The 12,100-nt window shown below is 62.5% G+C and carries 10 protein-coding genes; 1 reads left to right on the top strand and 9 read right to left on the bottom strand.

The genetic code is table 11. From position 1 onward, the window contains the following. Positions 1 to 5 precede the first annotated feature (5 nt). Together ACE4RL_RS09205 and ACE4RL_RS09200 are read right to left on the bottom strand one after the other, a co-directional pair. Positions 6 to 137, bottom strand: coding sequence for a hypothetical protein (locus tag ACE4RL_RS09205; RefSeq protein ID WP_375600195.1), 132 nt, complete (start codon positions 135 to 137; stop codon positions 6 to 8). A 119-nt stretch (positions 138 to 256) separates the two neighbouring features. Further along, a complete protein-coding gene (locus tag ACE4RL_RS09200; RefSeq protein WP_375600194.1) occupies positions 257 to 388 on the bottom strand; it encodes a hypothetical protein in 132 nt (43 codons plus the stop codon). Positions 389 to 509: 121 nt separating this feature from the next. Between ACE4RL_RS09200 and ACE4RL_RS09195 the strand changes: the two genes are divergently transcribed. Continuing rightward, the gene (locus ACE4RL_RS09195; protein WP_375600193.1) at positions 510 to 2,333 is read left to right on the top strand and encodes an aminopeptidase P family protein; all 1,824 of its coding nucleotides are present in this window, start codon (positions 510 to 512) and stop codon (positions 2,331 to 2,333) included. A 40-nt stretch (positions 2,334 to 2,373) separates the two neighbouring features. Here ACE4RL_RS09195 and ACE4RL_RS09190 read toward each other — a convergent pair whose 3' ends face one another. The 7 genes from ACE4RL_RS09190 to ftsZ all read right to left on the bottom strand — a co-directional run bounded on the left by ACE4RL_RS09190 (position 2,374) and on the right by ftsZ (position 12,012). After that, a complete protein-coding gene (locus ACE4RL_RS09190; RefSeq protein WP_375600192.1) occupies positions 2,374 to 2,838 on the bottom strand; it encodes a hypothetical protein in 465 nt (154 codons plus the stop codon). Between the two features lie 51 nt (positions 2,839 to 2,889). Beyond that, positions 2,890 to 4,143 carry a hypothetical protein gene (locus tag ACE4RL_RS09185; RefSeq protein WP_375600191.1) on the bottom strand — a complete coding sequence of 418 codons (1,254 nt, stop codon included), beginning with the start codon at positions 4,141 to 4,143 and terminating at the stop codon, positions 2,890 to 2,892. Between the two features lie 19 nt (positions 4,144 to 4,162). Then, complete coding sequence (gene ligA / locus ACE4RL_RS09180; protein WP_375600190.1) at positions 4,163 to 6,337, bottom strand: NAD-dependent DNA ligase LigA; 2,175 nt, start codon at positions 6,335 to 6,337, stop codon at positions 4,163 to 4,165. A gap of 157 nt (positions 6,338 to 6,494) precedes the next feature. After that, positions 6,495 to 8,165: a DNA repair protein RecN gene (gene recN, locus ACE4RL_RS09175; protein WP_375600189.1), complete on the bottom strand. Its 1,671-nt coding sequence runs from the start codon at positions 8,163 to 8,165 to the stop codon at positions 6,495 to 6,497. 170 nt (positions 8,166 to 8,335) lie between these two features. After that, the gene (locus ACE4RL_RS09170) at positions 8,336 to 9,181 is read right to left on the bottom strand and encodes an outer membrane protein assembly factor BamD (protein ID WP_375600188.1); all 846 of its coding nucleotides are present in this window, start codon (positions 9,179 to 9,181) and stop codon (positions 8,336 to 8,338) included. 93 nt (positions 9,182 to 9,274) lie between these two features. Continuing rightward, the gene (gene lpxC / locus ACE4RL_RS09165) at positions 9,275 to 10,231 is read right to left on the bottom strand and encodes a UDP-3-O-acyl-N-acetylglucosamine deacetylase (RefSeq protein WP_375600187.1); all 957 of its coding nucleotides are present in this window, start codon (positions 10,229 to 10,231) and stop codon (positions 9,275 to 9,277) included. A gap of 110 nt (positions 10,232 to 10,341) precedes the next feature. After that, entirely contained in the window at positions 10,342 to 12,012 is a 1,671-nt protein-coding gene (gene ftsZ / locus ACE4RL_RS09160) for a cell division protein FtsZ (RefSeq protein ID WP_375600186.1), read from the bottom strand. Positions 12,013 to 12,100 lie beyond the last annotated feature (88 nt).

The following is a 12,100-nucleotide window of genomic DNA, read 5'->3' as shown; positions in this document are numbered from 1 at the left end:
CAGCCTTATGGGCGCTTGGTCACCGCGCCGATCAACTGATGCTGCATGCGGAAGCTGACCTGGCGGGTGGCTTCGCGACCGCGAGCGTCGATCAGACCACCCAATGCGTTGCGGAAACCATTCTTGCTTTCAGTCATCTCTCATCTCCATGTGACGGACAGTCTGTTGCCATCCGACATCGCTCATTTAGGCTGTTCGCACTGGTTCGGGTAGGTCCAGGCCGGCAGGTCAGCCATGCCGTAGTTGCAGGCCAGACTTAACGGTTGTTTACCTTGCGGCCCAGATCATGTTCGCGCTCGAAACGGGCAACGTAACGCTCGGCCTGGCGGGTGCGACCTTCCACAATGGCGTTGAACGCGCGCTGGAAGACATTGTTCTGCTTGCTCATTTCATGGGCTCCTGTTCTCTTGCTCATAAGATAGGCTTTGCCCGGCGCAAAACCAGACACAAGACAACAAGACAGCTATGCCGGAAACGCATCGCATGCCTTCCGGCTGCCAGGACTAGCGATGACCCAAAATCAGTTCAAACCCGCAGTTTTTCAGAGCTTTGAGGAAAAGGCAGACCCGTCACAGGTGGCGCCTCGTGTGGCTGCCTTGAAGGCAGCTATGCAAAAAGTGGGCATCGATTCCTTCCTCATTCCCCGCGCCGACGCCCATCGCGGCGAGTCGGTACCGGCCAGCGAGGCGCGCCTGGCCTATCTCACCGGCTTCACCGGTTCGGCCGGTCTGGCCGTCGTCGGGCCCCACAAGGCCGCACTGTTCGTGGATAGCCGCTACACCCTGCAAGCGCCGGCGCAGACCGACACCGCGCTTGTCACCGTGCACGAGGTCAATCAGGGCGGCATCAGTCCCGATATCCGCCTCTATGTGCCCAAAGGCGGCAAGCTGGCCTATGACCCTTGGCTGCACACACCCGGCGAGATCCGCGACCTCAACGAAAAGCTCGCTGGCCACGCCGAAGCCGTGCCGCACGCCAATCTGGTCGACGCCATCTGGACAGGCCGCCCGGCCCCGCCCGTCAGCCCGATAGAATTCCTCGGCCACAATCGCGCTGGCCAGGCCGCCAGCGACAAGATCGCCGCCTTGCGCGAGGCACTAGCCACCGACAAGGCCTCCGCCGTCGTCCTCACCCTGCCCGAATCCATCTGCTGGCTGTTCAACATGCGCGGCCGCGATGTGCCCAACACGCCCTTCGTGCTCGGCTTCGCCATCGTTCCAGCCACCGGCCTGCCCACGCTCTTCCTCGATGCTGCCAAGATCACGCCGGAGTTAACCGCGTCTCTGGACGGCATAGCGACTGTCGCCGAGGCCACGACCCTCTCCGAGGCGCTCGACACCCTGGGCAAGACGGGCAACCCCGTCCTCATCGATCCGCAGACCGCACCCGCCGCCATCGCCGAAACCCTGCGCGCGGCGGGCGCAAAACTGATCGAAAAACGCGACCCGGTGCTGGGCCCCAAATCGCGCAAGAACGAAGTTGAGCTGGCCGGCATGCGCGAGGCCCACAAGCTCGATGGCATCGCTTTGGCCAAATTCCTGAGTTGGTTCGACACCGAAGCACCCAAGGGCGAGTTGACCGAAACCGGCATTGTCACTGCGCTCGAAAGCTTCCGGCGGGAAGAAGAAAGCTGCATCGACGCCAGCTTCGACACCATTTCCGGCGCCGGTCCCAACGGCGCCATCGTGCACTACCGCGTCACCACCAAGACGGACCGCAAGCTCAACCCCGGCGAGATCATGCTGGTGGACTCCGGCGCCCAATACCTCGCCGGCACCACCGACATCACCCGCACGCTCTCGACCGGACCCGCCACTGCCGAACAGAAGGACCGCTATACCCGCGTCCTCAAGGGCATGATCGCTATTTCGACGGCCCGTTTTCCAGCCGGCACGACAGGCGCCCAGATCGACATCCTGGCCCGCCAATTCCTCTGGCAGGATGGCGTCACCTACAATCACGGCACCGGCCACGGCGTCGGCGCCTTCCTGGGCGTCCATGAAGGCCCCGTCGGCATCTCTTCGCGCTACACCACCCCGCTCGAGGCCGGCAATGTCCTCTCCAACGAACCCGGCTACTACAAAGCCGGTGAATATGGCATCCGCATCGAAAACCTCATCACGGTGCGCGACGCGGCCGATTTTCCCGGCTATCTCGAATTCGAGACGCTGACCCTGGCGCCGATCGATACCCGCCTGATCGATCCCGCCCTGCTGACCCCAGCCGAGCGCGACTGGCTCAATGCCTATCACGCCCGCGTCTGGACCGAGATTGGCCCGCTGGTCAGCGGCGCGGTAAAAGATTGGCTGAAACAAGCGACGACGGAAATCTGAAGGTCAGGCGGCGTCAGTTGCGAAACAGGCGCCGCCGCTTCTACCAGTATTCTGTGGCGCTCTCGAATATCTCAGTCAGCCGATAGGAATGCTGCGGATGTACCGCCTCAAGATCGTTGATCCGCCATCCACCGTCCTCGAACGTCAGTTCAAAGGCAATCAGGCGTGGTTCCCCGAAATTGGAGAAGCTTACCTCGACCAGAGCGGTGTCGCCGGAAATATCAGGCGAACCGACAGAAAAATCGGCAAGGTCGAAATCCTGCCCATCGATGAAGGGGTCAAAATCAAGCGCCCCCAGCTCGCCTTCCGGGGTGTTCTCCGCATCCGCCACATACATGGCGTTGAGCGCTGCGGATCGGAAAACAGTCTCGTCGGGGAAAGGCTCACCGCCGATATAGGGCGCATAAAAGGCCTCCAACAGCGCCTCCGGCGTGTCGAAGAGTTGGGCCGCGACCAGCGAGGTCAGGGTCAGGAAGGCAGCAGCGACAGCAAAAGGCAGACGCATGGGAGGTTCCTTGGTGTGGGTGTACCAATCTCGCCGGACCAGACTATGTGGTCAATTGAACCAGATCGCGAAATTGGGCCAATTGTCGCCAAATACCCGATTGCCTTCCGCAAAGCTGTTGGCATCGGCAACCGGCCCTTCCTTGAGAAACGGCAAGGCGCCCTGCCCGGCCAGCAGCATCACAATGTCGGTTTCGCTCGCGGTCTCGAAATAGGCGTTGAGGTCAAAGCCCTGGCGGAACCGCCAATGCGGCAGCAGGAGTTCGCCCGCCAAAATCTCATCGAGCCGGTCCAACGTTGCCATCCACGCTTCGACGATTTCCTGGGTTACCGGCTGGCCGGGTACCAGCGACGTCTGGCGCGGCGATGGCACCAGTTCGCGATTGTCGTCTGTCTCCTGCAAGATAGCGGCCCAGTTTTGCCGCGACAGGGCCGTCACCGCCTGCATCCGTGCCTGCACACCAGCAAAGCGCTCCCTGTCGACAATCGGAAAATTGCTGGTGTGCAGCCCCGCAATCAAATCGGCCAGAAATGTATCGGTCTCCGGATCCATCATCAGCGTGCCGCCGCGTGAATAATCCTGCATCGGCAGGCCGGCCTCGGAAAACAGCCGGTGCCCCACCGCTTCAAACAGGCGCGAAAAATCATGGGCCAGCAGCATGTCGAAGGGGATAGCACTGATCTGGCTATAGCCGGCCAGCCAGATCGCGTCGGCCCGGTCGAATCCGATGCTGAGATTGGGCACCGCCGTCTTGTCGCCCTTGCTCTTGCCCTGCGGCAGCGCCAATTGGTCGCCCAACGGGGTCGCCAGCGTTTCCCGCTCACCCACCGCGCCGTCGCCGTTAATATCGAGACGCACACGGAGCGGATCGATGGTGACCACATAGTCGCCCTGGGCACCCGCGATCTCAAAACTGGCCCGCGCCCGGTCCAACCCGGCGACAAAGTCAGCCAGAATGCCGCGCAACGCCGCATAGTCCAGCGCTTCCGGCTCCGGATTGGCCGGCCCCGACGGCATATCCGCATCAAGTCCGAGCATCATCGCGGCGGCCGGCAATCGCGGTGTCACCGCCCCATGACGATAAAAGGCCTGCGACAGCCCCTCAATGGCTCCGATCAGGTCGATCAGCCCCAGCCCAAAGCAGGCATCGGCGTGCGGCACGGCACACTGCTCTTCATAAGTGGCACGCTGGCCGGCCGCCTCTCCGGCATAGAGCAGTTCGGCCAGCTGATCGCCCGCCTCACTGGCAATCGCGATGCCCGGCAGCATCATGGCGCCCAGCGCCGACCCGATCAGTCTGCGCATCGCCCCCTCCTCTTTCAGCTCACTGCCCCACCCGCTCGAACCATTCGTCCTCGCTGATGACTTCGACGCCCAGCTCTTCGGCCTTCTTGAGCTTGGACCCTGCGCCAGGCCCGGCCACCAGAATATCGGTGGCGCCGGACACCGAGCCGGCCACCTTGGCACCCAACCGCTCGGCCATGGCCTTGGCCTCAGTCCGGGTCATTTTTTCCAGCGAACCGGTGAACACCACCGTCTTGCCCGCCACCACGCTGTCGGCGGAAACGGTGACCACATAGGGCTGCGGCCGCACTTCGGCCAACAGGTCATCAAGCGCCTGCACATTCCGCTCATTGGCAAAGAACGCCATGACCGAGGCCCGTACCGTCTCGCCAATCCCGCCAATCTGCGGAAACACAGAGTGTCCATCCTCATGCTGTGCCGCCGCGATTGCCGTTTCCCGGAACCGCTCTACCGTTCCGAACTCCTTGGCCAGCAATGCCGCCGTCGTCTCCCCCACATGGCGGATGCCCAGGGCGTAGATGAACCGGTCAAGCTCCGGCTCACGCCGCGCATCGATTGCATCGAACAGCTTTCTTACGGAAACCGGCCCGAACCCCTCCGCATCCTTGAGCTTTTTCATGCTCCGCTCATCCCGGGCCTTGAGCGTGAAAATGTCGGCAGGCCGGGCGATGCGTCCCTCGGCATAGAACTGCGCCACCTGCTTGTCGCCCAAGCCATCGATATCAAGCGCATCGCGCGCCACGAAATGCTTGAGGTTTTCGACCGCCTGCGCCGGGCAGATCAACTCACCGGTGCAGCGCCGCACCGAATCCATCTTGCCGGTCTTCTCATTGATTTCCCGAACGGCCTCCGACCCGCACGCGGGACAGATATGCGGAAAGACGAAGGCCTCGGCTCCGGCCGGTCGCCTGTCAAGCAACACATCGACAATCTGCGGGATGACGTCTCCGGCGCGCTGCACGATCACCGTATCGCCCACACGCAGGTCGACCCCGTTGCGGATCGGATCGCCATTATTGCCAATGCCCTTGATGTAGTCCTCATTGTGCAGCGTCGCGTTCTCGACCACCACGCCGCCCACGGTCACTGGCTGCAGCCGGGCCACCGGCGTCAGCGCACCCGTGCGCCCGACCTGAATATCGATGCCGGTCAGAATGGTCGTCGCCTGTTCGGCCGGAAACTTGTGGGCAATGGCCCAGCGCGGCGCCCGCGCGACAAAGCCCCAGCGCTGCTGCAAATCCAGCCGGTCCAGCTTGTAGACCACCCCGTCAATATCATAGCCGAGCGTCGCACGTTGCGCTTCGATGGTCCGATACTGGGCGATCAGCTCGTCGGCGCTTTGGGTGCGCAGCATCAGCGGATTGGTGGCAAAGCCCCATTCCCTGAACTTGCGCACCACCTCGGCCTGCGTGTCTGCAGGCGGCGTCGGATTACCTTTTTCGTCCTCCGCTATGCCCCAGGCATAGGCAAAGAAATTGAGATTGCGGCTGGCCGTGATCTTGGGGTCTTTCTGGCGCAGCGATCCGGCGGCGGTATTGCGCGGGTTGACATAGTCCTGCCCACCGAATTTGGCCGAATGCTCCTTGAGGCGCTTGAACTCGGCATGGGTCATATAGACCTCGCCGCGGACTTCGATCACGGCGGGCCACCCCGCTCCCGCAAGCTTGTGCGGGATATCGCCGATGGTCTTCAAATTCTCGGTGATGTCCTCCCCTTCGGTGCCATCGCCGCGCGTCGCCCCACGCACAAAGACACCATTCTCGTAGCGCAGCGAGGCGGAAAGCCCGTCGATCTTGGGTTCAGCCGTGAAGGCCAATTCGAAATCTGGATCGCGCAGAACATCGGCCATGAAGAACTTCTTGGCCCGCGCCACGAAATCGGTCACGTCCTCTTCGGAAAAGGCGTTGGCCAGGCTGAGCATCGGCACGCCGTGACGCACCTTGGCAAAACCCTCTGCTGGTGCTGCGCCCACCCTTTCCGAGGGACTGTCTGTCCGCACCAGTTCTGGAAAAGCCTGCTCGATCGCATCATTACGGCGCTTGAGCGCATCGTATTCTGCATCCGAGATCTCGGGGCGATCCTGCTGGTGATAGGCAATGTCGGCCGCCGCAATCTCCGCAGCCAGCCGCTCCAGTTCCGCGCGGGCCTCGTCTTCGGAGAGATCAACAACGTCTTTGACGGAAAGGTCGGACATGGGGACTACTCGGACAAGAATCTTGCAAAGAGAATACCCCTACCTGGCCTCCCCCTGATAGGGGGCGGTAAAGATCGAGGCACACCAAAACGGCGGGCTCCGCAGCGCCCCTCCCTCTATCAGGGGGAGGCCGGAAGGGGGTACCCGAACAAGATCGTTATCCCACCGCCGCCAGCAATTTCTTGGCAGCAGCGCGCGCTTCCTTGGTGATTTCCGCACCCGCCAACATGCGCGCCACCTCTTCCTGCCGCGCCAGCTTGTCCAGCGAGCGGACATGGGTGCGCATGAATGCCCCCTCTTCCACCATCTGCTTTTCAATCAGCAGATGCCGGTCTGCCCCGGCTGCCACCTGCGGCGCATGGGTCACCGTGAGCACCTGCACTGTCTTGGCCAGTCGCGCCAGCCGCCTGCCAATGGCGTCGGCCACGGCCCCGCCCACACCGGTGTCGATTTCGTCAAAGATCAGTACCGGCGCAGAACCACGATCAGCCAGCACAACCTTGAGCGCCAGAAGGAACCGGCTCAGCTCGCCGCCTGACGCCACCTTGAGCAGTGGACCGGGCGCGGTGCCTGGGTTGGTCTGCACATGAAACGCGATCTGGTCATAGCCGGCCGCCGACACCCGCTCGCCGTCGGCCTGGTGGTCGACGATGAACCGCGCCGCCCCGAGCTTGAGATCGGGCAGTTCGGCCTCCACGGCCTCGCTCAGTGCCGCGGCAGCGGACTTGCGCCCGGCGCTGAGTATATCGGCCGCCTCGCGATAGCGTGCGCGCGCCGTGGCCTCTTCCGCCTCCAGCCCCTTGAGACGGCTTTCTCCGCTCTGCAGCGTTTCGAGATCGCCTTGATATTTCGCCAGCACGTCGGCCAACCCATCGCAATCGGTCTGGTGCTTGCGCGCAGCCGCCCGTAGCGCGAACAGGCGCTCCTCGACATCCTCAAGCTCGGCCGGATCGAACGCCATTTCGCGCTTGAGCTCTTCCAGTGCGTCACCGGTGCGGTCCAGCGTCGTCAGCGACGCATCAAGCGCATCCACGATGGGCTGGAACAGCTCAGCGCCGCCATCGATCTTGCGCATCAGCCGCCGCATCAGCGACGCCAGCGCTGGTGTCGGCGCATTCGGACCGTTGAGGATTTCGTCGATTTCGACCACATCGGCGGCAGCCTTTTCAGCCTGCTGCAATTGCTGCCGGCGGCCCGCCAGTTCCTCCTCCTCGCCGGCAACCGGGTTGAGCTTGCTCAGCTCTTCTACGGTATGGCGGGCATAATCCTCGGCGGCCAGCGCTTCGGCAACCAGTGCCCGCTGCTCCGCCACCGCCTGCTGCGCCTCCACCAGTGCCGCCCAGCATTCGCGCACCGCATCGACTTCCGCGCTCAACTCGCCAAAAGCATCGAGCGCCGCACGATGCGTCGCCACATCCACCAGCGCCCGGTCGTCATGCTGGCCGTGGATTTCCACCACCTGGCTGCCAACCTTCTGCAGCAGCGAGGCCGATACCGGCTGGTCATTGATGAAGGCGCGCGTTCGCCCATCGGCAAACTGCACGCGCCTGAGGATCACGTCTTCATCATCGGGAATGGCATTGTCGCGCAGCAGCGCCCGCGCCGGGTGATCGGCGGCCAGTTCGACCACCGCCACCACCTGACCGCTCTCCTGCCCCTGGCGGACCAGCGAGGCATCGCCCCGGCCGCCCAGCGCCAGCGTCAGCGCGTCGAGCAAGATTGATTTGCCGGCGCCGGTCTCCCCGGTCAGCACCGTCATGCCCCCATCCAGGGCCAGGTCGAGTTGGTCGATAAGAACAATATTGCGGACTGACAGCGCGTTCAGCATGCGCGTTTCTTCCCGTGGCCACACCACCAATGGCCCGCTTCTACCACCGCTTCTGCGTGCTCCGCCGCCCTTCGGGCAACCTTCCACAGCAAAGTCGGGTCACAAAAGCAGGACCGGGACGCATGATAGCGCCCCGGAACAAAATAGCAACATTGATTTTGTTGAAGGCCTCAGGCCCGATAACCGGCCAGCCAACTACCCGAATTAAGCTGCGGCGCCAGCCCCTGCTTGCCCAAGAGTTCGAACGACCGCTTATACCAATCGCTGGCCGGGTAATTGTGGCCCAGCACAGCCGCCGCCGACATGGCCTCGCTGGTCAGTCCCAGCAGCAGATAGGTTTCGGTCAGGCGATAAAGCGCCTCTTCAATATGGGTCGAGGTCTGCCAGCGCTCCACCACTTCACGGAAGCGGTTGATGGCGGCAGCATATTGCCCATTGCCCTGGTAGTAGCGGCCCACCGACATTTCCTTGCCGGCAAGCTGGTCAAAGGCCACCAACAGCTTTTCGCGGGCGTCGCTGGCATGCTCGGACTTGGGGTAATTGCTGATCAGCAGATTGTAGGTATCGATCGCATCGCGCGACAATTGCTGGTCGCGGGTGATGTCCTTGATCTGCGCGAAATAGGCCGTGCCTTTGAGCCAGAGCACATAGGGCACTTCCGAACTGGACGGATAAAGCGCCAGATAACGGTCTGAGGCCAGAATCGCCTCGTCAAAACGGCCAATGCGATAATTGGCATAGACCTGCATCAGCTTGCCCTTCTCGGTCAGCGGATCACGCGGATGCTGACGCTCCAGCTTCTCGAGCTTGCTGATCGCGGTCTGGTAGTATTGCCGATCCATGTCGTCCAGCGCACCCTGGTAGAGCGTCTGGGCCGGAACAATCGGTTCTTCCTTGATCTTGGGCGGACCGAACAGGTTCATGCCCGAGCACGCGGTCAGGACCACGGCCATAAGGCCCATGGCAGCAAACCGGATAGCCCGGCGGGAAAACTGGCTCAAAACGTCAAGCTTCACGAACGGCCCCGTTCAAAATCATTCCGCAGCAGGTCTGCGGGCCTAGTCGGCAATTGGATCAAAACTGTGGCGCGGCTGCTGGACCAAGGCCCCTCAGCGCACGGACCGCAAGTAGTGATGAACTTCCAGACCCTCGGGCTGGTCCTCAAAGCTCTCGAATTCCAGCGGCAGGTCTTCTGCATTGACTATTTCATAGTTGGCTTCGCTGGAAAAGAGCGAGGCCAGCACATGCGCGTTAAGCGCGTGACCGCCCTTGTAGGAGCGGAACTTGCCCCAGATGGCCAGCCCGCCCAATGACAGGTCGCCAATGGCGTCCAGCAGCTTGTGCCGCACGAATTCGTCTTCAAAGCGCAGACCACCGGGATTGAGGATGCGATCCTCATGCACGGTGATGGAGTTATCCAGGCTCGAACCGAGCGCGTAACCGGCCTGGCGCAGGATCTTGGCATCGCGCACAAAGCCGAAAGTACGGGCCTGCGAAACGTCCTCGAAATAGCGCCGCGGCGTCCAGTCGAAAATCATCCGCTGCCGGCCGATCACCTTGGAATCGAAATCGATCTCCAGGTCGAGCGCGCGGCCATTATAGGGTTCGAGCGCGGCAAAGGCGTCATTGTTGCGCACGGTCACGGCGCGCACGATCTTGAGAAATCTCTTCTGGACCGGCTGAATTTCCAGCCCCACCGCCAGAATTGCCTCGGCGAAGGGATAGGCCGAGCCATCCATGATCGGGCATTCCGGACCATCAAGCGTGATCAGCGCATTGTCCACGCCCATGCCGCTCAAGGCGGAGACCACATGTTCCACGGTAGCGACACTGACGCTGTCGCCCAGGTCCAGCGTGGTGCAAAGGGTCGTCCGCGTCACGCGGGAATGGTGCACCGGCACTGGCTTCGTGAAACGTCCCTCGCCCAGGTCACGGCGGATGGTGTAGCCGCTTTCAGGAGCCCCCGGCGCCAAGGTCAGCGTGACCGGCTGCGCACTGTGAACGCCATAACCGGCAAAGCTGATTTCGCCGGCAAGCGTGCGCTGGCGCTGCGATAGTTTGTTCATGCCTGGAAATGCTCCGCGGGGACGTTCACGCTCAGTTGAGACAGTTAGCCAAAAAAAACTCGGTGCGGAAGCCGCACCGAGAGAGCTTTTTGTCGAAGATCGCCGAGGGATCAACCGTGCTTGCGCAGGAATGCCGGAATTTCCAGATGCTCCTTGGCAGGCGCAGCCGCCGGGGCACGCCCCTGATTGTCCAGCTGGCCGCGAGCCCCCTCGCTGGCCGGAGCGACCCGGGAAGTCCTTGCCACACCAGCCTCAATTGCACTGCGTGCGGCGGCATCATCGGCCACCGGGGCCTGCGGCTCGGCACGGCTCTCAGCCTGCTGCTGGCCAAGATTGAGCCCGACATTGGAGGCCAGACGCTTGAACAGGGCCCGCGCATTGCGCGGTTCGGCCTCATGACGATCCTGCAGCTCCTGTGACCGGCGCGCAACAGCGGGCAGCTCCTCGGTGCGCGGCATCCGGCGCTGTCCATCCGGACGAGCGGCATGGGAGGGCACATAGACGCTGGGAATCGGCTGCTCCTGCACCATCGGAGCTTCTTCGGCTTCGGCAAGGCTTTCTGCTTCAGGCGTGAAGGGTTCGACCACAATGCCGTCGTCTTCGTCGGCCAAGGCCGGCGCAGCCTTGTGCGCGGCAAAGGCTTCGGCAACAGCAGCTTCCACCTGGTGACCGATTTCCTCAGCCTCCGCCTGGGCATGCGCCGTCACAGGCTGCACCGTCTGCGGCACCACCGAATGCTCGGCCGGCACATGGCGCTTCACCGAAAGCGGCGTGCGCGAAGCATGCGGCTTGGCCGGCTCCATGGCCTGAACCATGGTCGCATCGGTACCGGTCGCCACGACCGACACGCGGATCGTGCCATTCAGGTTCGGATCGTAGGTGGCGCCCAGGATGATATTGGCGTCGGTATCGACTTCCTCACGAATACGGCTGGCCGCTTCATCGACTTCATAAAGCGTCAAGTCCGGACCGCCGGTGATGGAGATCAACAGGCCACGGGCCCCCTGCATCGACACATCGTCGAGCAGCGGATTGGCAATGGCCGCTTCGGCAGCGTGACGGGCGCGATCTTCGCCCGAGGCCTCGCCGGTACCCATCATCGCCTTGCCCATGCCGCGCATCACGGCGCGCACGTCGGCGAAGTCGAGGTTGATCAGGCCTTCCTTGACCATGAGATCGGTGATGCAGGCGACCCCCGAGAACAGCACCTGGTCAGCCATCGCGAAGGCATCGGCAAAGGTGGTCTTCTCATTGGCCACGCGGAACAGGTTCTGGTTCGGAATGACGATCAGCGTATCGACATGGCGATGCAGCTCGTCAATGCCGTCTTCCGCCAGGCGGGCACGACGATTGCCTTCAAAATTGAACGGCTTGGTCACCACGCCAACCGTCAGAATGCCCTGCTCGCGCGCAGCACGGGCAATCACCGGAGCCGCGCCAGTGCCGGTACCACCACCCATGCCGGCGGTGATGAACACCATGTGCGAACCGGAGAGGTGATCGTTGATTTCGTCCCAGCTCTCTTCGGCCGCCGCACGGCCCACTTCCGGGTGAGAGCCGGCACCAAGGCCCTCGGTCACGCCGACACCGAGCTGAATGATGCGCTGAGCTTTGGATAGGGCCAAGGCCTGCGCATCGGTATTGGCAACAACGAAATCGACGCCATCAAGGCCGGATTCGATCATGTTGTTGACGGCATTGCCGCCGGCGCCGCCCGCACCGAACACGGTGATGCGGGGCTTGAGTTCCTGGATGTCCGGGATAGTCAGATTGATGGTCATAGGTGGCCCCATAGTGGCGTGGTTGGTTAAGATTTACCCATCCATTCGTTAACTCCGCCCTAACAAGTGAATCATCCCAGTTAACTTT

Source organism: Devosia polycyclovorans, from assembly GCF_042181575.1.
Lineage (GTDB): Bacteria > Pseudomonadota > Alphaproteobacteria > Rhizobiales > Devosiaceae > Devosia > Devosia polycyclovorans.
This window is presented reverse-complemented; position numbering and strand designations above follow the sequence as displayed.

Bases quoted from the DNA above. Each gene is read 5' to 3' on its own strand.
- ACE4RL_RS09205 (WP_375600195.1), bottom strand. From the start codon at position 137: ATGACTGAAAGCAAGAATGGTTTCCGCAACGCATTGGGTGGTCTGATC.
- lpxC (WP_375600187.1), bottom strand. From the start codon at position 10,231: ATGAACAAACTATCGCAGCGCCAGCGCACGCTTGCCGGCGAAATCAGC.
- ftsZ (WP_375600186.1), bottom strand. From the start codon at position 12,012: ATGACCATCAATCTGACTATCCCGGACATCCAGGAACTCAAGCCCCGC.
- ACE4RL_RS09195 (WP_375600193.1), top strand. From the start codon at position 510: ATGACCCAAAATCAGTTCAAACCCGCAGTTTTTCAGAGCTTTGAGGAA.
- ACE4RL_RS09190 (WP_375600192.1), bottom strand. From the start codon at position 2,838: ATGCGTCTGCCTTTTGCTGTCGCTGCTGCCTTCCTGACCCTGACCTCG.
- ACE4RL_RS09200 (WP_375600194.1), bottom strand. From the start codon at position 388: ATGAGCAAGCAGAACAATGTCTTCCAGCGCGCGTTCAACGCCATTGTG.
- ligA (WP_375600190.1), bottom strand. From the start codon at position 6,337: ATGTCCGACCTTTCCGTCAAAGACGTTGTTGATCTCTCCGAAGACGAG.
- recN (WP_375600189.1), bottom strand. From the start codon at position 8,165: ATGCTGAACGCGCTGTCAGTCCGCAATATTGTTCTTATCGACCAACTC.
- ACE4RL_RS09185 (WP_375600191.1), bottom strand. From the start codon at position 4,143: ATGCGCAGACTGATCGGGTCGGCGCTGGGCGCCATGATGCTGCCGGGC.